Source organism: Roseateles sp. P5_E8 (genome assembly GCF_054177665.1).
The window spans coordinates 13879-35490 of sequence record NZ_JBGCUM010000002.1 but is presented as its reverse complement, the minus strand read 5'-3'; the positions used below and the strand labels follow the sequence as shown (position 1 = coordinate 35490).

The following is a 21612-nucleotide window of genomic DNA, read 5'->3' as shown; positions in this document are numbered from 1 at the left end:
GGAAGGTGAGGCGGAGGTTAGGGCGTCAAGGCGCGGCCCACGAAGCGGCGGTGACCTCGGCGACGACGGCCCAGCCCAGCGCCGAGTACAGCAGCCGGCCCGCATCGATCGCGACCAGGATGCCCCGCGTGGCGCCGCGGGCCCGGCACTCTGCCGCGAGCCTCGACATCAGCAGGGCGCCGTAGCCCTTGCGGCGATGCTGGGGCTCGGTGACGACCTGATCGAAAACCGCGGCGGTGCCGATCACGGCGGCTTTGGCGCGGGCAGCGACGGCGCCGTCAGCGCCGAGCAGCGTGGCGGTCACGACGTCGCCGCGGCGTTCAAGGTCGACGCGCGGCGCGTGCGATGTCGGCATCGCGCCGCCCAGCGGTGTGTGCATGAGGTACTCGTGCTCGTGCACCTGCCAGTGCGAGGGCAGCAGAGGCTTCACGGCGTGCTGAGGCGCCATCACTTTCAGCCAGGTCCCGTCAGCGCATGGCCCGTGGGCAAGCCGTTGAACGGTCTCGGCACTGAATGCCGTGAACACGTGGCGCACGCTGTGGCCGGGCGCACCCACCAGGATCGTCAGATGGCTGCCGTGGTCCGTGGCGGCCGGTGTCTGCCGTGAAAGCACCCAGCCATCGACCCAGGCCTTGGCGACCTCTGCGATGGCCGAAGGCGAAGGCGGGGCCTGGTCGGCGCATGACATGCGGGAAATCCTCGTTTCAGAAATGCATGGCATCCACGTCCGCACGCATGGCATCGGCGATCAGCCGCATGTCGTGGTCGCTGATGGCGAACAGCCCGAAACGGAAGGCATAGCCCCAGCGCGCGCGGTCCTGCACGAACTCGAAGTGGTCGAGCAGCGGCGCGATGGGCGCTTCGCAGGCGGGCACGTAGTCCACGTCCTTGCGGAAGGGAACGAAGCCGCCGCCCATGTCGAAGGCATAGGGCTCGCCGGGCTTGACCAGCCCCAGCGACACGAAAGCCTGCAATTTGTCGGTGCCGCCCATGGTGACGGTGGGCGCGTAGTAGGCGATGCGGTCGCCGGGCTTCACGCGTCGCAGCGGCGCGGCCTTGCCGTGGCAGACCTGCATATAGCCGGCGCCGCGCTCCGCGCAGCCCCGGCGTGCATGGGTGGCGCTGGCCACGGCAATCCAGTTGCCGCGCGGTGCGGTCGCGTCAGCGGACGCTGCGTCCGCCCACAAGGTGGACTGTGCCGAGACTGTGGGGCTTTCGAACCGGCTGGCGGTGCTGTTCATGGAGGGCATTGCTGTGCAAACTGTGTGGCCCGGATGTTGCCGGCGGGCATTGACAACAGCTTGTCAGCAGGGCGGTCGGATAAGGTGCAGGGCATGAAGACCATTCGCGACCTCATGATCCCGCCCGCCCACATCCAGGGTCGCGTCGAGGCCATCGTCGTGCGCGGCAATCCGCGCGACCCGGCGCGTTTGATCGAGCAGACGATGGCCCTCGCCCACATCGGCCTGGCCGACGACCGCCTGGGCAAGCGCGGCGAGGCGGAGTTGTCGACACGCCAGGTCACGTTGATCCAGCAGGAGCATCTGCCCCTCATCGCCGCGTTCGCGCGCAGCGGACCGGTCGATGCGGTCGGGCTGCGGCGCAACTTGGTCGTCTCGGGCATCAACCTGCTGTCGCTGAAGAACGCCACGCTGCGCATCGGTGACGCGCTGATCCAGATCGTCGGCCCCTGCGCGCCCTGCTCGCGCATGGAGGAGGTCATCGGACCAGGCGGTTATGCCGCAATGCGCGGCCATGGCGGCATGACGGCGCGCATCCTCGAAGGCGGGGCCATCCGCGTGGGCGACGCGGTCAGCGTGGCGCCGCCCGTGCCGCAGCCGCCACGCTGACGGCGAAACAGAGCGCAACTTGTTGCCGCCCCGCCATGCGGCAAGCCTCTTGAGACGCATCGCGATACAACCCGCGGCAGATCGTCACGAGGCGTAGTGCAGACTCGGGCGATGACCCTGGAAATTGATGAAGAGCCGATCACCTTGACGGCAGAACAGACCCTGACCGGCTGGCGCCGCGAACTTTGCGTTGAATTGCTCGGCGAAGGCCGGGCGCGAATCTTTCTGCGCGCGCTGGAGGCGCCGTCGCTGAAGGCCACGGAGCTGCATCGCGGCCTGCTGTTCCACCGCGTGGGATCGACGTTTGCCGACCTCGCCGGCTGCGTGGCGTCTGCGCGTGAGGCGCTGGAGCTGCTGGCGAGCACGGCCGTCCGGCAGCAGCCCAGTAAGGACAACCTTTTTGCCGCCGTCACCTACGACCGGCGGGCATGGGAGAGCGTCGTCAGCGCCGTCGAGCAGTGGCAGCGCCGCCGGCAGGCGCCAGCGGTGCGCCGAGCTGGCGTCTGAGGCTGCTGTGATGCTGAGATTCGGTGCGCTGGTTTGTTGAAGACTCAAAGCGCACCACTCTTGGTCACTTGCAGGGCTCGCGGCGCAATGGAGAACGCGCCATCCAACCCAGGCACGCAAAGCTGATAGATCTCCAAGACGCTTTGCATGGGTGTCATCGTGGCCAGGTCGCGGGAGTCCTTGCCGGTGCTTTCCACCTGCTTGCCTCGCCCTTTCCACGCATGAAGCGGCGCGTTGAGCTGGCACGCGACATACGAGTTCACTTCGCTCCATTCATAGAGGATGGCCGCGAACAGGCGTGCCGCGTAGCTGAAGCTGTAGCCATGCTGAGCGGCGAAGTGCTTGACCTTCTGAAAGTACTCGAACTCCAGCCACCAGACGCCTTGCATGCCCTCTTCGGGGCTTCGTGAGCGATTGCTGTCATAGAAGCGATAGATGACCGTTCCCTTGGGGAGCTCTATCGGACGAATCATGCTCATGCCTTCGCGCGCCCGGTTGGCTCCTTTGTCGAAGAAGACATTGTTCAGATGCGTCATCGTTCCCTCCTGGACGAGCCGCGCCGATTTGACGTGCTGAACGGGGGCAAACGCATCCTCTGATTCGACGATCTCCGCGCAAAGCGCAGGTCGCGCATCAGATCAGGATTTGCGAGGACTGCGTTGGTCCGGCTTGGCAGAGCCATCGGCGCCCACCACCGCCAGAAGCTGCGGATGGCGTGCCCGGTCCAGCACCATGCGCGCACTGGTGGCGGCGCTGAGCTGCTCCTGCAGGAAGTCCGCCAACCTTGGCTGCTGGCTGAAGGCGACGTTGAAGCGGATGTGCGGATCGGCCGCGCCGTCTGCCGCGAAGGTGGCGCCGCGCACGAGCAGGATGTTGCGCCGGAAGGCTTCCTTGACGACGCCGTCCACGTCCACCCCCGCCGGCAGCGCGCCCCACAAAAATAGCCCGCCTTCGCCCGCGTGCTCCAGCAGCACGCCGGCCTCGCGCAGCTGGCGTGCGGCGCTGACGCGTGCCGTGCCCAGGCGCTGCTGCAGGCGCTCCAGATGCTTGCGCCAGCGGCCGGCGGCCAGCACCTCCAGCAGCACGAACTCGTTGAGGGCCGCCGTCGTCAGCACCGACAGGATCTTCTCGCGCAGCAGCGCCTTGATCAGTGCCGGCTCGGCGGCCATGTAGCCCAGGCGCAGCGCCGGGCTCATGGCCTTGGCAAAGCTGGAGTAGTAGATGACGCCGTCCAGCCCGGACAGCTGCGCCAGCCGCGTCGGCTGGCATGGGGTCAGGGGGTGGAAGTGTCCCTGCACGTCGTCCTCGGCGATGAGCAGGTTGTGGCGCTGCGCCAGCATCAGCACGCGGTGCAGGTTGGCGGCCGTGCTGCCCCAGCCGGTGGGGTTGTGCAGCACGCTCTGGATGAAGAGCAGGCGCGGCCGGTGCTGGGTGCAGGCGGCGTCCAGCGCGTCCAGGTCGATGCCGTCATGCCGGCGCGGCACGGGCACGATGTTGACGCCGGCCTGGCGCAGGCGGTCGAAGAGCAGGAAGTAGCCCGGCGTTTCCACGGCCACCGCGTCACCGGGGCGCAGGAAGGCGCGGCAGATCAGGTCGATGGCGTGGGTGCCGCCGTAGGTCGTCAGCACGCGACCGGCGTCCACGGCCATGCCTTGGCCGCGCAGCAGCGTCGCGATGCGTTCGCGCAGTTCCGGCAGGCCCTGCGGCGGGCAGCGCGAGGCCATGCCGGCGGTGGCGCGCGCCAGGCCGCGCTGCACGGCGGCGGCGGGGACGGCGTCTTCCAGCCAGGTGGCGGGCAAGGCGCCGCTGCTGGCCAGCAGCACGCCGGCCTTCTGGTCGTTGGCCTGCTGGGCCAGCCAGACGGCATCCTGTTCCTCGCCGGCCTCCACGCGGACGGCGTCGGGCATGGCGTTGGCGGGGCCTTCGGCGACGAAGAAGCCGGCCGTGCCGCGCGAGTCGATCAGGCCGGCGGCCACGAGCCGGTCGTAGGCGGTGACGACGGTGTTGGGGCTGACGCCGAGTTGCGTGGCGAGCTGGCGGATGGACGTCAGCCGCGCGCCGGGCGGCAGCTGGGCGCTGACCATCAGCGCGTGCAGGCGCTGCTCGATCTGGTCAGCCAGCGGGGTGGGGGAGTCGCGGTCCAGCGAGAACATCAGCGCAACAGCATGAGAGCGAGCACGGCCAGGGAGGCGGCCATGATGGCATTGAACACACGCTGCCGTGTGGGGCTGGACAGGAAGCGCCCTATCCACGCGCCGAACAGCGCCCATGTCGACGTGCAGGGAAAGCCGATGACCGCGCCGATCAGGCTGACGAGCATGGCGCCGGAGATCGGGGCGTAGCCGGTGGGCATGAAGACCGACGCGAGCGTCACCGCCTTGACCCAACTCTTGGGGTTCACCACCTGGAACAGCACGGCCTGCATGAATCCCAGCTTCTCCGGCGCCCGCGCCTGAGCTGCCGTGCTGCCCGCCAGGCGCCAGGCCAGCACCAGCATGTAGAGCGTGCCGGCGAGCTTGAGCGCGGCGTGCAGCGGCGGCCAGGCGGTGAACAAGGCGCCCAGGCCCAGGCAGGCGGCGAAAGTCAGAAGCGCGACGCCCGTGTTGATGCCCAGCACGGCCGGCAGCGTGCGCCGGTAGCCGTGATGCGCCCCGCTGGACACCATCAGCATGTTGTTGGGGCCGGGCGTGCCGGACATCAGCAGGCAGTAGGTCATCAGGGGCAGCAGCTCGTTCATGCCGCCATTGCAGCGGTTGGCGGCGTGCGCGTGAAGCTACAGCGGGGCGGGTCGGGCGGGGCGCTGTATCAGCGCGGGCACCCACACAGCGGGCCGGCCCTCACAGCCCGCCCTCCTGCCGCCACAACACCAGCGCCGCGCGCGCCCAGCGCCCGAACAGGCTCTCGCGGCGGGCGTCCAGCGTGGCGCTGCCGCTGAGTTCGCGCAGCGTGCCGGCGGGGCCGGTGCAGTCGTCCAGGCGCACGCGGAACAGGCTTTGCAGGGGCTGGAGCACCGCCGGCTCGCGCGCGGACCGTGCGGCGGCAATGGCGCCGCCATTGACCGAGGCCAGCGCAGCGAACTTGAGCGTGGGCACGTTGAGTTTGTCGGCCGCCAGGCGCTGGCAGCTGACGCGCGGCAGGCCGGGCTGGTCGGCAATGAAGCTGCCGCCACCGGCCTGGCCGCTCAGGCGCGCTAGCGCCTGCTCGTCGACGAAGGCCTCCACGCGCACACCTTCGGGCGAGGCGATCTGCAGCAGCGGCTCGCCCTTCGGAATCCAGCCGCCGCGCTGCAGGGCCGGGTTGTCGCTGGCGATGCGGCCATCGAAGGCGGCGCGGATCTGCAGTTGCTCGACCAGCGAGCGCGTGCCCGCCAGCGCTTCGCGGGCGGCTTCCCAGCGGCTGGTCAGCGCGCCGCCGGCGGCCTGCAGGCGCGGGTCGAAGTCCTGCTGGCCGAGCTGCCAGCGCAGCTTGCGCTCCCGCGCCTCATCGCGCGCGAGCTGGGCCTGCAGGTCGGGCGAGGCCAGCACCAGCAGCAACTGGCCCGCGCGCACGGCCTCGCCCGCCTTCACATGCACGGCCTGCACCTGCGCCGCCGCCGGCGCGTAGACATGCTGCGAGCGCTCGGCCAGCAGCATGGCCGGCGCGCGCACGCCGCCCCAGATGGGCAGCAGCATGAGCAGCAGCGCCGCAGCGGCCAGCACGGCCGTGCGGCGGCAGGCCGCGTTCCAGCCCAGGCCGGCGCGCAGCTGCCACCAGGCGCGCAGCTCGCGCCACATCGGCAGCACCAGGAACCAGCCCAGCTCCACCGCCAGCAGCAGCACGCCCAGCAGCTTGAAGAACAGGTGGTAGACCAGCAGCGCGATGCCGATGAAGAGGACGAAGCGGTAGGCCCAGGTGCCCCAGGCGAACAGCACGAGGAAGCGCCGGCGCCCGGGCGCGACGGCCTCCGGCGCGGGCAGGCCCAGGCCGAACAGCAACTCGCGCAGCCGCCAGCGGCCGAAGGCGAAGGCGCGCTCGTGCAGGTTGGGCATGTTGAGCAGGTCTGACAGCAGGAAATAGCCGTCGAAGCGCATGAAGGGGCTGAGGTTGATGGCCAGCGTCACCAGCCAGGTGCTGGTGGCCAGCATGAAGACGCCGGCCCGCAGCGGCCCGTCGGGCAGAAAGCTCCACAGCAACGTGGCGCAGGCGGCCAGGGCCAGCTCCGCGGCCATGCCGGCCGCGCCGATCTGCAGGCGGGCGCGCCGGCTGCCCAGCTTCCAGGCCTCGTTGGTGTCGGTGTAGAGCACAGGCCACATAACGAGGAAGGCCACGCCCATGGCCGGCACGCGGCAGCCGTGGCGGTAGGCCGCGTGCGCATGGCCGAACTCGTGCAGCACCTTGGCCAGCGACAGCGCCACGGCGATGCCCAGCCAGCCCTGCCAGTTGCCATAGGCGGTGAAGCTGTGCACGAAGCTGTCCCAACGCTGGGAGACGAGGTACAGGCCGGCCACGGCCACTGCGGCCATGGCCCACCAGAAGCGCGGGTTGAACACGAAGCCCACCCAGCCCGCCGTGCGCGCCAGCAGCGGCATGGGGCGGAACAGCGGGATGCGGAAGAACAGGTAGTGGTGCAGCAGCCAGTGCCAGAGGCCCGGCCGGCCGGCGCCTGCATGGGCCGCCAGCCTGGCGGTGTCGGCCGCGCCGGTGGCGAGCAGCAGGTGGTGGTGTTGCAGGAAGCTGGCCACGCCGGCGATGTCCTGCGCGTCGACCTGCAGCGTGGTCTCGGCGCGCACGGCGGCAAGCACGGCGGCCTCGTTGCCCAGCGACCAGCGCGACAGGATCTCGAAGGCGGCCCAGCCGAGCTGGTAGAAGCGGTTGGCGGCGGGGTCGTGCAGGGTCCAGGTGGGCGAGCCGTCGTCAGCGGCGGGCCCGGGCTGCAGGGCCAGCTCCTGGCGCAGCGGGGGCAGCTTGTCCATCACCAGCCCAGCCACTGCCGCACGGCCGTCAGCGGCCGGCGCAGCGCGTAGTACAGCAGCGGCACGCGCGTGCCCTCCAGCGTGGCCATGCCCATCAGGCCGATGCGCGGCGGCTGGCCATCGGCGAGCACGAACTCGGCCTTCAACCGGTAGGCCAGCACGCCGTCGCGCGCGGGTTCGGCGCTGTAGGCGATCTGCGTGATGCGGGCGTCGAAGCTGCTCAGCGGGTCGGCGTTGGGGTGCAGCGTGACGGCCATGCCGGGCTGCAGCGCCAAGTGTTCGCCGGCGGGCATGTCGATGGCGAGCGCCACCTTGGCCGGGTCGGCCAGCAGCAGGATGCGCTCGCCCAGCGTGACGACGCGGCCCGGCCAGTCGTTGGCATCGGCAAACACGGCCAGGCCGTCGCGCTCGGCGCTGACCTGCACGCGGCCCAACTGGTCGGCCGCGTAGCTGAGCTCCACGCCTTTCTCCTCCAGTTCGCCGCGCCGCAAGGCCACGTCGCGCTTGCTCTTGTCGTCGGTCACCGCCGCCTGCGCGGAGATGCGGAACTCCTCCTGCGCGGCGTCATAGGCCTTGCTGGCCACGTCGCGGCGCGTCTGCAGCGCCGTCGTGTCCATCGCGAACAGCGGCATGCCGGCCTTCACCGGCTGGTTGGGCTGGACGAGCAGCCTGTCGATGACGCCGTCCAGCGGCGCGCGAACGATGAAGGGCTCCAGCGCCACCACCTCGGCCGGTGCCAGCACCGACTGCCGCACCGGGCACAGCGCGACGGCGGCCAGCACGGCCAGCGCGATCAGGCGCCGGCGCGTGGGCTTGAGCGCGGCCATGGCACGCTCGGCCAGCGTGCGGCGCGGGGCCAGCGCCGCCAGCGCATGGGCATAGCTGTCGGCCAGCTCGGCGGCCAGGCCCAGCGTGTGCTCGGCGAAGGGCTCGTCGGCAGCGAACAGCAGGCCGCCCTGGGGCTGGCCGGCGTGCAGCAGCGGCAGCCACAGCGCGTGCGCGGGCAGCCAGTCGCCCCAGCGCTCGGCCGTCAGCGGCGGCAGCGTGGCGGGGTCGACCAGGGTTGGCGCGAGGGCGTCCTGCAGCGCACACAGCTCGCCCAGCCACTGCACATAGGGCGCGTTGCTCTCCACCTGCGGCAGGCCCGACACGGCGGCGACGCGGCCCAGCTTGCCGCCCAGCCAGAACGCGGCCTGGCGATAGGCGAAGAGCTGGCGCGTCTCGTTGGCCATCGTGAAGCCCAACGTCTCGGCGCTGGCGGCCTCACGCGCGCGGCGGCCGAGCTGGAGCAGGGCCAGCAGCTCGGGAGGGACGCCACTCACGGAAACACGGCCCAGCCACTCATGCCCGGCAGCAGGTTGCCACCGGCGCCGTTGACGACGCCGACCACCTCGATGGACTGGCTCAGCGGGTCGATGCGCGCGCCCAGGCGCTGCACGCGGGCGTTGAAGCTCTTGCCCAGCTCCTCGACCTGCACACTGAAGCTGCCACCGACCTTGATGCGTGCCAGCCACTTGGACGGCACGATCATGTGCACCTCCAGCTCGCCGGCATCCTGGATGGCCAGCAGCTGGGTGCCCGGCGTGACGAACTGGTGCGCAGCGGCCAGGCGCTTGACGACGCGGCCGGCCCAGGGCGCACTGACCGTGCACTTGCGCAGCGTGGTCTGCAGGAAGCTGACCTCGGCCTCGCCCTCCTTGACCTTGGCCTCGCCCGTGGCCAGCTCCAGCTTGCCGATGGAGTTCAGCTCGGCCAGCCGGGTGTTGACGCTCAGCACCTGGCGGGCCGCGTCCAGCGTGGCCTGGCCCTTGTTGAGCTGGGCCTGGTAGAGCGAGCAGTCAAAGCTCACCAGCGTCTGCCCGGCCTTGAAGGACTCGCCCTCGCGCAGCGGCAGGCTGGCGATCTTGGCCGACAGCTCGCTGGACAGCACGACCTCGTTGCGGGCGCTGATCTGCGCGCGCACCTGGCCGTCCTTGTTGGTCAGCCCGGTGTCCGTGTTGGCGGGCGTGGCGGCCGACGCGTTCAGCGCTGCCGCCGTCATCACGGCAAGAACCAACGACCTCACATCGAGCCCTTTTCCGCAGCTGCGGGTGCGGCCTGCGCAGTCACCGGCGCCACCTGCAACGCCCACTGCGCCTCGGAGGCCAGCAGCGCCTGAGCCACGCCGTTCACGTCGCGGGCGGCCATGTTCTCGGGCAGCGGGTCCACGCCCAGCGTGGCCAGCATCTGGCCGTAGGCGCCTTGCAGCGCGGCATAGGTCTGGTGGCGGCGCAGCTCGCTGAACAGCGCGCCGGCACTGGCGCGGATCTCGCCGAGCCGGCCTTGCGCTTCGGCGTTGGCGGCGTTGCGGGTGTGGGTGAGGATGCGCTGCTCGACGCTGTCCTGCTCGGCGCTCAGCTCGAACTGGCGCTTGCGGCCGGCGTAGTCGCGCAGGGCCACCTGCGTCTGCGCCAGCACGGCCATGCTCAGCGCCAGCTTCTGCTGATGGGCGATGTCGCTCTGCAGCTGGGCGGTCTTCTTGATGCCGTCGGCGTTGAAGACGTTGAGCAGGTTCCAGCTCACGCGCAGGCCCAGGTCGCGCCACTGGTTGTTGGCCAGGAAGCTGTTGCTGTCGTAGTGCGCGCCGACGTTGAACTCCACGCCCGGCAGCAGCTTGGCCAGCGCCTTGCGCGTTTCCAGCTGGCCGATGCGCTCGTTGTAGCGGGCCTCCATCAGCTCGGGCCGGTTCAGCAGTGCGGTCTCTTCCATCTTGTCGACGGAGACGCTGATGGTGGGCACGGTCAGGCCGGCGGGCAAGGCCAGCTCGAAGGGCTTGCCCGGCTCCAGATTCATCAGCGCGGCCAGGCGCGGCTTGGCCTGGGCCAGCTCGTCGTTGATGGCTTCCAACTGGCGAATGATGTCCAGCAGCTGGCGCTGGTAGTTCAGCGTCTCCAGCGGCGGCTGCAGGCGCTCGGCTTCGATCTTGCGCGAGTCGGCCAGCGCCGAGCGGCTTTGCGCCAGCAGCGGCTCGATCTTGCCGGCCAGGGCCTGCGCCCCGGCGGCCTGCCACCAGGCCTGGCGCACCTGCTGCATGATCAGCTGGATGGTCTTGCGGCGGCGTTCCTGCGCAGCCAGGAGGCGGTCGGCCTGCTGGTGGGCCTGGTAGTAGCTGACGCCGAAGTCCAGCACGTTCCAGGACAGGCCCAGGTCGGCATTGCGGCGCGAGCGCTCGCTGGAGATGGAGGGTTCCAGCGACTGCTGGCCGGTGATGATGCTGCGCGACGACGAGGCCGCGTCGTTGTCGCGGTTGCCGTAGCCGGCGGCCACGCTGAGGCGGGGCAGCAGGTCGAAGCTGGCGTTGTCCAGCGTGCCCTGCGCCAGGGCCGTTTCCATCGCCTTGATGCGGTAGTCCAGGTTGTACTTGATGGCGCGGGCCGAGGCCTGCTCCAGCGTGACCGGGGCGGTGATGGCCTCCTGGTCGCGCGTCAGCTCGGCGCGCTCCTGGCCGAGGGCGCTGAGGCGTGCGTCGCCGGCGATGGGCTGCGGTGTGATGGCGCAGGCGCTCAGGGCGGCGGCGATGGCGATGACGCTCAGGCGGGCGGTCATGCGGGCGGCGTTGTTCATGGTTGTCTGTCCCTTGGCTTGGTGTTGTGTCGGCATCAGCTGTTGTTCGATGGAGTCGCCCGGACGGCGGCGGCCTGCAGATGGCGCGCCAGCTGCGTGCCCTGGCCCTTGAGCGCGGCGTTGCGGAACTGCTGGTCCAGCGCCGGGCGGCCCAGCGACTGCTGGCCGTCGCGCGCGGGCGGGCTCGCCGGCGCCGGCCGCGCGGCGGCCGGCCGGATGTCCAAGTCGAGGTGGGTGGTGGCCTGGCGGCCCTGGCTGTCGCGGGCCGTCACCTCGATGCTCAGCTTCAGGGTGACGCCGGCCGGTGGCGTGCCCTCGAAGCGGCCGGTAACGGGGTCGAACCTCAGCCAGCTGGGCAGGGGCTGGCCGTTCGACTGCCTGGCGATGTAGTTCAGCGCTGCGTTGCCGCCGTCGGCGCCGGAGGTGGTGAAGGTGTTGGCGGGCAGCTGGATGTTGATCGCCGCGCCACTGACGGCGCTGAAGTCGCCCACGTCCGGCACCGACCTGAGCGGGCTGCCGGTCGTGGCGCGGGATCCGAAATCCGGCTGCGGCAGCCGCGCGTCCGGGCCGGGGAGGATGGCCGTTCCGATGGCGCTCGGCGCCGGCACGTCGACCGGCAGCGCGACCGAGGGCAGCACGATGGGCGGCGTGATGGGCGGTGGCACCGGCGCCGGTGGCGGCGCGGGCGGCATGGGCTCCGGCGGCAGAGGCGGGGCGACCACGGCCAGCGTGTCGACCGCGTGGGTGTCGCCCAGCACCGGCGGGGCCAGCGTGTTGCCAGCGGCGTCGGCGATGTCGCCGCCGGTGGCCTTGAGCTGCAGCGCCAGCGAGCCGGCGCCGTTCACGTTGGTGACGGTGATGCGCCAGGTGCTGTCGTCGACGCGCGTCACGCTGGTGATGCTGCCCTCGGCGCCGCCGGTGGCCAGCAGCGCGAAGTCGGTGGCATCCACATGGGTCAGCGCCTCCGAGCCGCGCAGCTCGTAGACCAGCGTGTCGGCGGCGGCGCCGGGGGCGTCCAGCAGTGTCAGCGTGGCGGTCGGCCTTGCGGTGTCGATGGCGTAGTTGTTGGAGTCGGTCGTGCCAGTGCCGGAATTGCCGGCCGCGTCCTGCACGCCGGTGTTGGCCAGCATGATGAGGTTGGTCGTGTCCGTGATGCTGGCGGTGGGTGTCAGCGTGGCCGTCCAGGTGATGCCGCCGTCGCTGCTGGCGATGCCGCTGAGCGTGCCGTTGGCCACCGTGAAGTCGGCCGCCGTCAGGCCGCTCACCGCTTCGCTGAAGGTGATGGTCACCAGCGAGGTCTCGCCGATTGCCAGCGCGGTGTCGGCCACGACGATGCTGGCTGTGGGGCGCGCGGTGTCGATGGCGTAGTTGTTGGAGTCGGTCGTGCCGCTGCCGGTGTTGCCGGCGGCGTCCTGCACGCCGCTGTTGGCCAGCGTGATGAGGTTGGTTGTGTCCGTAACGCTTGCCGTCGGCGTCAGCGAGGCCGTCCAGGTGATGCCGCCGTCGCTGCTGGCCAGGCCGCTGACCGTGCCGTTGGCGACCGCGAGGTCGGCCGTCGTGAAGCCGCTCACCGCCTCGCTGAAGGTGATCGTGACCCCCGAGGTCTCGCCGGCGGCCAGGGCCGCGTCGGCCACGACGATGCTGGCCGTGGGTCTGGCAGTGTCGATGGCGTAGTTGGCTGAGGCGGTCGTGCCCGCGCCGGTGTTGCCGGCGGCATCCTGCACGCCGATGTTGGCCAGCGTGATGACGTTGGCTGCGGCCGTGATGCCGGCGGTGGGCGTGAACGTGGCCGTCCAGGTGATGCCGCCATCGCTGCTGGCCAGGCCGCTGACCGTGCCGTTGGCGATGGTGAGGTCAGCCGTCGTGAAGCCGCTGACGGCCTCGCTGAAGGTGATGGTCACCAGCGAGGTCTCGCCGATTGCCAGCGCGGTGTCGGCCACGACGATGCTGGCTGTGGGGCGCGCGGTGTCGATGGCGTAGTTGTTGGAGTCGGTCGTGCCGCTGCCGGTGTTGCCGGCGGCGTCCTGCACGCCGGTGTTGGCCAGCGTGACGAGGTTGGCCGTGGCTGTGACGCTTGCCGTCGGCGTCAGCGTGGCCGTCCAGGTGATGCCGCCGTCGCTGCTGGCCAGGCCGGTCACCGTACCGTTGGCGACGGTGAGGTCGGCCGTCGTGAAGCCGCTGACGGCCTCGCTGAAGGTGATGGTGACGAGCGAGGTTTCGCCGACGGCCAGCGCCGTGTCGGCCACGACGATGCTGGCCGTGGGCCGCACGGTGTCGATGGCGTAGTTGTTGGAGTCCGTCGAGCCCGCGCCGGTGTTGCCGGCGGCATCGAGCACGCCGGTGTTGTCCAGCGTGATTAGGTTGGTCGTGTCGGTGACGTTGGCGGTGGGCGTCAGCGTGGCGGTCCAGGTGATGCCGCCGTCACTGCTGGCGAGGCCGGCCACCGTGCCGTTCTCGACGGAGAGGTCGGCCGTCGTGAAGCCGCTGACCGCCTCGCTGAAGGTGATGGTCACCAGGGAAGTCTCGCCGACGGACAGGGCGGTGTCCGCCACGACGATGCTGGCTGTGGGGCGCGCGGTGTCGATGGCGTAGTTGTTGGAATCGGTCGTGCCGGCGCCGGTATTGCCGGCGGCGTCGAGCACGCCGGTGTTGTCCAGCGTGATCAGGTTGGTCGTGTCAGTAAGGTTGGCGGTGGGTGTCAGCGTGGCCGTCCAGGTGACGCCGCCGTCGCTGCTGCTCAAGCCGCTGAGCACGCCGTTGGCGACCGTGAAGTCGGCCGTCGTCAGGCCGCTCACCGCCTCGCTGAAGGTGATGGTGACGGCCGAGGTCTCGCCCACGCTCAGTGCCGTGTCGGCGACGACGATGCCGGCTGTGGGCCGCGCCGTGTCGATGGCGTAGTTGTTCGACGTGGTCGCGCCCGTGCCCGTGTTGCCGGCGGCGTCCTGCACACCGGTGTTGGTCAGTGTGATGAGGTTCGTCGTATCCGTGATGCTGGCGGTGGGCGTCAGCGTGGCCGTCCAGGTGATGCCGCCGTCGCTGCTGGCGATGCCGCCCAGCGTGCCGTTGGCGACGCTGAAGTCATCCGCCGCCAGGCCGCTCACCGCTTCGCTGAACGTGATGGTGACGGCCGAGGTCTCGCCCACGCTCAGCGCCGTGTCGGCGACGACGATGCTGGCCGTGGGCCGCACGGTGTCGATGGCGTAGTTGTTGGAATCGGTCGTGCCGCTGCCGGTGTTGCCGGCTGCGTCCTGCACGCCGGTGTTGGCCAGCGTGATGAGGTTGCTCGTGTCGGTGAGGCTGGCCGCGGGCGTCAGCGTGGCGGTCCAGGTGATGCCGTCGCCGGAGGTCAGGCCGGTGACCGTGCCGTTGGCCACCGTGAGGTCGGCCGTGGTGAAGCCGCTGACGGCCTCGCTGAAGGTGATGGTGACGGCCGAGGTCTCGCCCACGCTCAGCGCCGTGTCGGCCACGACGATGCTGGCCGTCGGCCGGGCGGTGTCGATGGCGTAGTTGTTGGAGTCGGTCGTGCCCGTGCCCGTGTTGCCGGCGGCGTCCTGCACACCGGTGTTGTCCAGCGTGATGAGGTTGGTCGTGTCCGTGATGCTGGCGGTGGGCGTCAGCGTGGCGGTCCAGGTGATGCCGTCACCGCTCGCCAGGCCAGTCAAGTTGCCGTTGGCGACCGTGAAGTCGGCCGCCGTCAGGCCGCTCACCGCTTCGCTGAAGGTGATGGTCACGGCCGAGGTCTCGCCCACGCTCAGCGCCGTGTCGGCCACGACGATGCTGGCGGTGGGCCGCGCGGTGTCGATGGCGTAGTTGTTGGAGTCCGTCGTGCCCGTGCCGGTGTTGCCGGCCGCGTCCTGCACGCCGGTGTTGTCCAGCGTGATGAGGTTGGTCGTGTCGGTGAGGCTGGCGGTGGGCGTCAGCGTGGCGGTCCAGGTGATGCCGTCGCCGCTCGCCAGGCCGCTCAAGCTGCCGTTGGCCACGGTGAAGTCGGCCGTCGTCAGGCCGCTCACCGCCTCGCTGAAGGTGATGGTCACGCCCGACGTTTCGCCGGCGGCCAGGGCCGTGTCGGCGACGACGATGCTGGCCGTGGGCCGCGCGGTGTCGATGGCGTAGTTATTGGAATCGGTGGTGCCCAAGCCGGTGTTGCTGGCGGCGTCCTGCACGCCGGCGTTGTCCAGCGTGATCAGGTTGGTGGTGTCAGTCAAGCTGGCGGTGGGCGTCAGCGTGGCCGTCCAGGTGATGCCGCCGTCACCGGAGGCCAGGCCGCTGACCGTGCCGTTGGCGACCGTGAGGTCGACCGTCGTGAGGCCGGTCACTGCCTCGCTGAAGGTGATGGTGACCAACGAGGTTTCGCCTGCGGCCAGCGCCGTGTCGGCAACGACGATGCTGGCTGTGGGGCGCGCGGCGTCGATGGCGTAGTTGTTGGACGTGGCCGTGCTGGCGCCGTCGTTGAAGGCGTAGTCGCGCACGCCGTAGACGTCCAGCGTGATGACGTTCGTTGTGTCGTTCGTGCCGGCCGTGGGCGTGAAGGTCGCGGTCCAGGTGATGTCGTCGCTGGTCGCCAGATTGCTCAGCGTGCCGTTCTGGGCCGTGAGATCGGCCAGCGTGAAGCTGTTGACCACCTCGCTGAAGGTGATAGTGACCAGCGAGGTCTCGCCGGCCGCCAGCGCGGTGTCGGCCACGACGACGCTGGCCGTGGGCCGCACGCCGTCGATGACGATGTCCTTGCTCGCGGCGATGGAGCCGGCCGCGCCCGGCGTGGGCAGGGTCAGCACGGCATCGGCGAATGAGGCGGACTGGGCGGTGTCGCCGTTCAGCGCGAAGGCGCCGCTGCTGATGTAGTCCAGGTCGGCGGCGCTGTCGCCTTCCTGCACCGTGTAGTGGAAGTAGAGGCTGGTGCCGCCGCTGCCGTTGAAGTAGGTGGCCTGGCGGTCGGTGGTGCCGGTTTCCAGCGTCAGTGCGAGCGCGCCGGTGCTGAGGAAGACGGCTTCGCTGAAGTCCACCTTGATGGTGATGATGTTGCCGACGCCGTAGGTGTCGTTGGTCTCCAGCGCGGTGATGGCGGTGATGGTCGGGGCGACGTCTGCGGTCAGCGTGAAGTCGTTGCCGGTGCCGCCGATGTAGCTGGCCACGAGCTTGGTGCTGTTGCCGCCGGCATTGATCGTGGCGCCTTCGCTGATGCCGCTGAAAGTGCCGGTGACGGGGTTGGCGCCGCTCTTGAGCAGCATCGTGTAGTTGTCGCCGTTGGTCGCGGCGTAGCCGTGCGTGACGGCCAGCGTGGCGCCACTGATGTCTGCGCCGCCGGTGACGACGATCTGGTCGTAGCCGCTGCCGGCGGTCGTGCCGTTGATGTCCAGGGCCAGCGTGCTGCCCGCCTCCATGGTGAGGTCGGCGTCGATGTTGAGCGTGCCGGCGCTGCCCGTGCCGGCAGGCGCCAGCGTGCCGCCGTTGCGCACGATGAAGCCGCCGGGGGCCGTCACCGTGCCTGCGCCGGCCAGCGTGCCGCCGTTCTGCACCACCAGGCCGGTCAGCCCGGTCAGGTCGCCCGCCAGCATCACCGTGCCGGCGTAGATGTCCAGCGTGCCGGCCGCACTCATGGTGGCGCCGGCCAGCGTCAGCGTGCCCGTGCCGTACTTGTCGAAGATTTCGGCGCCGGTGATGTTGCCGCTCAGCGTGACGGCTGCCGAGTTGCTCAGCTGGATGAAGTTGACGGCGATGTCGTTGTCTATCGTCGTCGCGCCGGTGATGGTGAACGTGGTGCCGGTCGAGAAGCTCAGCGCGCCGCCACCGAGGTTGGCGTCGGCGGCCACCGAGAGCCCGCCGGCGTTGACCGTGGTGCCGCCGGTGTAGACGTTGTTGCCAGTGAGCGTCAGCCTGCCCGCGCCGCTCTTGACCAGGCCGGCCCCGCCGAGGACGCCGCTCAGTGTCACGTCGGCGCTGTTGTGGATGAAGGAGCTGCCCGCGGCCAGCGCGATGTCGTTGTCAATCGCCGTCGCGGCGGTGATGGCCAGCGTGCCGCCGTTGATCGTGACCATGCCGGCGTTCAGCTGGTCGTCATCGGAGACCGACAGCGTGCCGCCGGTGATCTCGACATTGCCGCTCAGCGTGGCTTCGTTGCCGGTGTTGCTCAGCGTCATCGTGCCGCTGCCGGTCTTGACGAAGATGCTGCTGCTGTTGCCGATGAATTGGCCCGAGAAGCTGGTGCTGCTGTTGTCGCCGCCCGTGGTCAGCCTGTAGCTGTTGAGCCTGGCCAGGCCGGCACCGGCCAGCGAGCCGATGGATTCGTCGCTGTTGCTGAGCGTCAGCGATCCCGCCGAGGCCACGGTGACGGCATTGCCGTCGGCCAGCGCCGCGCCGCCGCTCAGCACCAGCGTGCCGTCGTTGACCGTCGTGGCGCCGGTGTAGGTGTTGGTGGCGGTCAGCGTCACGGTGCCGCCGCCGGTCAGCGTCAGCGCGCCCGCGCCGTCCAGGGCGCTGTCTATCGTCATCTGGGCGCTGGCGCCCTGGCTGATGGTCAGCGTCGTGCCGGAGCCCAGCGTGATGGTGCTGCCGGCGAAGTTCATGCCGGTCGCGTTGTCGCCGATGACCGTCAGGCTCTCGGCGAGGGACAGGTTGCCGGCCAGCGTCAGGGTCATGCCGCCGAAGTTGCTGCCGAACACCAGGGTCTGGCTGCCGGTGACGTCGGCCGCGGCGATGGCCACGGCCTCGCTGAAGCTCACGCCGTTCGTCAGGTCGATGCTGGCGGTGTCGGCGACGGTGGTGACGTAGATCGTGTCGCTGGTGACCGTCACGTCCGCGGTGGTGCTGGCAACGCCGTCGCTGAGGGTGTAGCGCAGCGTCGTGTCGCCGCTGGGCGTGTCGTTGCGATAGCTGATGTTGCGCAGCAGGGTCTGCATCAGCGCCGTCGAGGCCGCCGTGCCGCTGCTGGTGGCCGAGATGGCCAGCACGCCACCACTGTTGGTGAAGGTGGCGAAGGTCAGGCCGCCGGACTCCAGGTTGGCGCCGCTGACGGTGATGCCCTGGCCGCTCAGCGTGGCGGTGTCGAAGCCGAAGGTGTCGGCGCTGGCGGCACCGACCTGGCGCTGCACGCTCAGCGTGGCGCCGGCCCAGTCGCCGTTGCCGCCATTGAGGGCGCCGAAATCGACGTCCGCCAGCACGGCGTTGCCGGCAACGTCCAGCTTGACCGTGTTGCCCACGCCGGCCCAGGCCACCGTGTCGCCGTTCAGGCTGGTGAAGCTGGGTGCGGTGTTGTTGCCGCTGACGGTGATGGGGTTGCCGAACAGGTCGGCGATGACCACGGCAACGGCTGCCCCCGCGTTCCAGTCCTCCAGCATGCCGATGTTGTAGGTGGTGGTGTCGGTCGAGCTGGTGCCGTTCTTGTTCAGCCGCAGGGCCAGCGCGGCCTTGTCGTTGGCACTCATCGTCATCGTGAAGCTGGTGTTCGACGTGATATCGACGTTGGGCGTGTTGGTCAGCGTGTAGTTGAAAGCGCCCTGGCCGAGAAAGCGGATGCGGTTGGCCGTGATGTCGTTGGTGGCGCCGGTCAGCGTCAGGAAGTTGTTGCCGGTGACGGTGAGCACGCCGGTGGCCACGTTGTAGGTGGCGCTGGTGACCGTGGGTGCGACCACGTTGGTCGTGGTCACGCCATTGCCGGTCAGGTCGGCGATCACGACGGCCGCGTCGGCGCCGGCGTTCCAGTCCTCGGCGGCGGCCAGGTTGTAGGTGTTGACGCTGGTGGAGCTGGTGCCGTTCTTGTTCATTGTCAGATTGGCGCCCAACCTGTCCGTCGCGCTCAGGGTCACGGTGAAGCTGGTGGCGGACGTGATCTCGACGTTGGCCGTGTTGATCAGCGTGTAGCTGCTGCCGCCCTCGCCGACCAGCGACAGCTTGTTGGCGACGATGTCGTTGGTGGCGCCGCTCAGCTGGCTGAAGCCCGAGCCCGTCACGGTCAGTACGCCGGTACTGGCGTTGTAGACGGCGCTGGTGATCGCTGGCACGGCCACATTGCTGACGGTGATGCCGTTGCCGCTCAGGTCGGCGATATTGCCGCCGGTGACGACGCTGTTCCAGTCGTCGGCGGCAGCCAGGGTGTAGCTTGTGCCGCCCGTCGAGCTCGTGCCGTTCTTGTTGAAGAGCGACTGCACGACCGCGAGGTCCGCGCCGGTGAGCGTGACCGAGAAGCTGGTGGCGCTGGTGACCTCGACGTTGCCGGTGGTGCTGAGCGTGCGTGTCGTGCCGCCTTCGCCCGCCAGCGTCAGCGCCGAGACGGTGACGTCATTGGTCGCGCCGACGGTCTGGACCAGGTTGGTGCCGGTGACGGTGAGCACGCCGGTGCTGGCGTCGAAGGTGGCCGAGGTGAGCGTCGGCGCGCTGACATTGCTGACCGTGACGCCGTTGCCGGTCAGGTCGGCGGACGAAGTGGTCGTCTGATCCCAGTTGGCGGCGGCGGCCAGGTTGAAGATGGTGGTGTCTACCGCGCTGGTGCCGTCCTGGTTCAGGATGCCGTTGATGGCCCGCTTGTCGGCCCCGTTCAGAATGACGCTGAAGGCCGTGGCACTGCTGGCCGTCACGCTCGCCGAGGTCAACGTGTAGGAGCCGCCCTGGCCGGTGACCGAGAGCTTGCTCACGTCGATGGTGTCGCCGCCGACGATGTTGGCGGCGCTGACACTGAGCACCCCGGTCGCCGCGTCGTAGCTGGCGCTGTTGATGATCGGTGCGGCATTGGAGACCGTGATGCCATTGCCGGTGAGGTCGGCGATATTGCCGCCGGTGATGACGCTGTTCCAGTCGTCGGCGGCGGCCAGGTTGAAGGTCGTGCCGCCCAGCGAGCTGGCGCCGTTCTTGTTCAACAGCTGGTCCACGGCGGCGATGTCGGCGCCCGCCAGCGTCACCGAGAAGCTGGTGGGGCCGGTGATCTCGACGTTGCTCGTCGTGCTCAATGTGCGCGTAACGCCACCCTGGCCGGTGATCGTCAGCTTGTTGGCGGTGATGTCGTTGGTCGCGCCGATCGACTTCACCAGGTTCGTGCCGGTGACTGTCAGCACGTGCGTGCTGCCGTCGTAGCTCGCCGAGGTGATCGTCGGGGCGCTGACGTTGCTGACGGTGATGGCGTTGGTGTTGTCCGACGTCGAGGCGACCGACGTATTCCAGCTCGTGTTGGCGGACAGGTTGAAGGTCGTGGTGTCCACGGCCGCCGTGCCGTTCCGGTTCAGGATCCCGTTGACCGCTTGCTTGTCCGCCGCGTTCAGGGTGACCGAGAAGGCTGTGGCGCTGCTGGCCGCGACGTTGGCGCTGGTCAGCGTGTAGGCGCCGCCCTCGCCGGTGATCGCGAGTTTGCTGACATCGATCGTGTCGCTCGCGACCAAGCCGGTGCCGGTGACGCTGAGCACGCCGGTGGCGGCGTCGTAGGTCGCGCTGGTGATCGTCGGGTTGGGCGGGGCGGTGTCGCCGACGAGGTTGTCGAAGTTGGCGCCGAAGAAGTCCGTGGACGTGATGCGGATTTCGTCGACCCGAATGTCGCCGAAGCTCAGCGTGCCTGAGGTGCCCGGTCCCAACGACTGGACGCTGCCCATGCCGACGCCGCCGAGGTAGCCGCGAACGTTGACCCCGCCGCTGCCTGGCCCTGTGTCGATGTAGATGCTCGTGAAGGTGAAGGCGGTCCCGCCGGCGCGGGTGATGGTGACTTTCTCGGTGGAGCCAGGGTTGGCGAGCCCGGACAACATGCTGATCGAACTGCTGCCGCCTGAGCCGTTGCCTGGGTCAAAGGCCAGGTCCCCGCCGTCGCCATCGACCTGGCTGAAGGCGAAGGTGTAGTTCACTCCGCCCAGCAGCGTGGTGAAGGAAGTGGCACCCCCGCCAGCGCCCGGGTCGCTGTTGAACAGTACGTTGAAGGCCGTCAACAGCCCGTTGAAGTCGGGGATTTGCAGCGCGACGGTCTCGACCGTGCCTTGCACGGCTTCCAGCACCCAGTCGCCACCCTTGGCTGCGGCGCCGGTCATGTCGGTGGAGGCGGCCACGTCGGCGCCCGTCGCCGAGGCCAGCGATTGCAGGAAGGCCCTGCCGCCGCCATCGGCGCCCGTGAGGCAGCCGTAGAGCAGGATGTCGCCGTTGGCGGACATCGCGGCGCCGATGCGCGCCAGCGTGTCGGCCTGCGCGGTGATGGCCGCGCTGTCCAGCACAGTGCTGCCCAGCTGGATCTGGCCCACGTCGCCGTGGCTCAGCACATGGACGGCGTCAATGCCGCTGCGCCCTGCCAGCGTGTCTGCCATCACCTGCAGGCCGTCCTGGCCGGCGCCGATCATCACCACCTCGGCGGCGGGGCCCAGGCCGGCCACCAGGGATTGCCAGCCCTCGACGGCGCTGTCCACGAAGACGATCTCATGGCGCCCGCCGGCCTGCGTGGCGGGCGGCACCGCCTCGACGGCGACGGGCTCGGCCGCATGGGCCGCAGCGTCGTCAACCGGTGGCTTGACGTCGATGACCGTGGCCGCCAGGGCCGCGTCGAACATGATGCGTGGCTCCAGGCTCATCATGAGCGGCGTGCGCCGGGGCGTGTCGACCTGCTGCTGGACGGACTTCGCTTGACGCGCCGTGCGCTGCTTGAACCAATTCGCCATGTCTCGCTCCCACCTGTCGTTCTTGCCACGGGCTACGCCGCGTGGCCGCTGGTCTAACCAGCTACTTGATCGCCCGGATCCACC

At 69.8% G+C, this 21612-nt stretch carries 12 protein-coding genes; 2 read left to right on the top strand and 10 right to left on the bottom strand.

The genetic code is table 11. The annotated features are described in order from the left end of the window. Window positions 1-25 precede the first annotated feature (25 nt). Window positions 26-688 carry a GNAT family N-acetyltransferase gene (locus ACXRVZ_RS01445; RefSeq protein ID WP_457418837.1) on the bottom strand — a complete coding sequence of 221 codons (663 nt, stop codon included), beginning with the start codon at window positions 686-688 and terminating at the stop codon, window positions 26-28. A gap of 16 nt (window positions 689-704) precedes the next feature. Beyond that, complete coding sequence (locus tag ACXRVZ_RS01440) at window positions 705-1241, bottom strand: EVE domain-containing protein (protein WP_457418835.1); 537 nt, start codon at window positions 1239-1241, stop codon at window positions 705-707. 93 nt (window positions 1242-1334) lie between these two features. On the opposite strand from ACXRVZ_RS01440, the gene ACXRVZ_RS01435 reads away from it, so the two are divergent. Both ACXRVZ_RS01435 and ACXRVZ_RS01430 read left to right on the top strand, forming a co-directional pair. Continuing rightward, window positions 1335-1850: an MOSC domain-containing protein gene (locus ACXRVZ_RS01435; protein ID WP_457418833.1), complete on the top strand. Its 516-nt coding sequence runs from the start codon at window positions 1335-1337 to the stop codon at window positions 1848-1850. 111 nt (window positions 1851-1961) lie between these two features. After that, complete coding sequence (locus tag ACXRVZ_RS01430; RefSeq protein ID WP_457418831.1) at window positions 1962-2357, top strand: hypothetical protein; 396 nt, start codon at window positions 1962-1964, stop codon at window positions 2355-2357. A gap of 44 nt (window positions 2358-2401) precedes the next feature. Here ACXRVZ_RS01430 and ACXRVZ_RS01425 read toward each other — a convergent pair whose 3' ends face one another. The 8 genes from ACXRVZ_RS01425 to ACXRVZ_RS01390 form a co-directional block, all read right to left on the bottom strand. Next, on the bottom strand, window positions 2402-2893 hold the full coding sequence (locus ACXRVZ_RS01425) for a hypothetical protein (protein WP_457418829.1): 492 nt from the start codon (window positions 2891-2893) through the stop codon (window positions 2402-2404). A gap of 102 nt (window positions 2894-2995) precedes the next feature. Then, a complete protein-coding gene (locus ACXRVZ_RS01420; RefSeq protein WP_457418827.1) occupies window positions 2996-4510 on the bottom strand; it encodes an aminotransferase-like domain-containing protein in 1515 nt (504 codons plus the stop codon). Continuing rightward, window positions 4510-5094, bottom strand: a complete 585-nt coding sequence (locus ACXRVZ_RS01415; protein ID WP_457418825.1) for a LysE family translocator — start codon at window positions 5092-5094, stop codon at window positions 4510-4512. The genes ACXRVZ_RS01420 and ACXRVZ_RS01415 overlap by 1 nt, the downstream gene beginning before the upstream one ends. A 100-nt stretch (window positions 5095-5194) precedes the next feature. After that, window positions 5195-7309 (bottom strand): efflux RND transporter periplasmic adaptor subunit, encoded by a 2115-nt coding sequence (locus ACXRVZ_RS01410; RefSeq protein ID WP_457418823.1) that lies wholly within the window; start codon window positions 7307-7309, stop codon window positions 5195-5197. After that, the gene (locus tag ACXRVZ_RS01405; protein ID WP_458232153.1) at window positions 7309-8631 is read right to left on the bottom strand and encodes an efflux RND transporter periplasmic adaptor subunit; all 1323 of its coding nucleotides are present in this window, start codon (window positions 8629-8631) and stop codon (window positions 7309-7311) included. The genes ACXRVZ_RS01410 and ACXRVZ_RS01405 overlap by 1 nt, the downstream gene beginning before the upstream one ends. Further along, window positions 8628-9374 carry an efflux RND transporter periplasmic adaptor subunit gene (locus tag ACXRVZ_RS01400; RefSeq protein WP_457428156.1) on the bottom strand — a complete coding sequence of 249 codons (747 nt, stop codon included), beginning with the start codon at window positions 9372-9374 and terminating at the stop codon, window positions 8628-8630. Before ACXRVZ_RS01400 ends, ACXRVZ_RS01405 begins: the two co-directional genes overlap by 4 nt. Then, on the bottom strand, window positions 9371-10912 hold the full coding sequence (locus ACXRVZ_RS01395) for a TolC family protein (protein ID WP_457428154.1): 1542 nt from the start codon (window positions 10910-10912) through the stop codon (window positions 9371-9373). The genes ACXRVZ_RS01400 and ACXRVZ_RS01395 overlap by 4 nt, the downstream gene beginning before the upstream one ends. Before the next feature lie 35 nt (window positions 10913-10947). After that, on the bottom strand, window positions 10948-21528 hold the full coding sequence (locus ACXRVZ_RS01390) for an Ig-like domain-containing protein (RefSeq protein ID WP_458232152.1): 10581 nt from the start codon (window positions 21526-21528) through the stop codon (window positions 10948-10950). Window positions 21529-21612 lie beyond the last annotated feature (84 nt).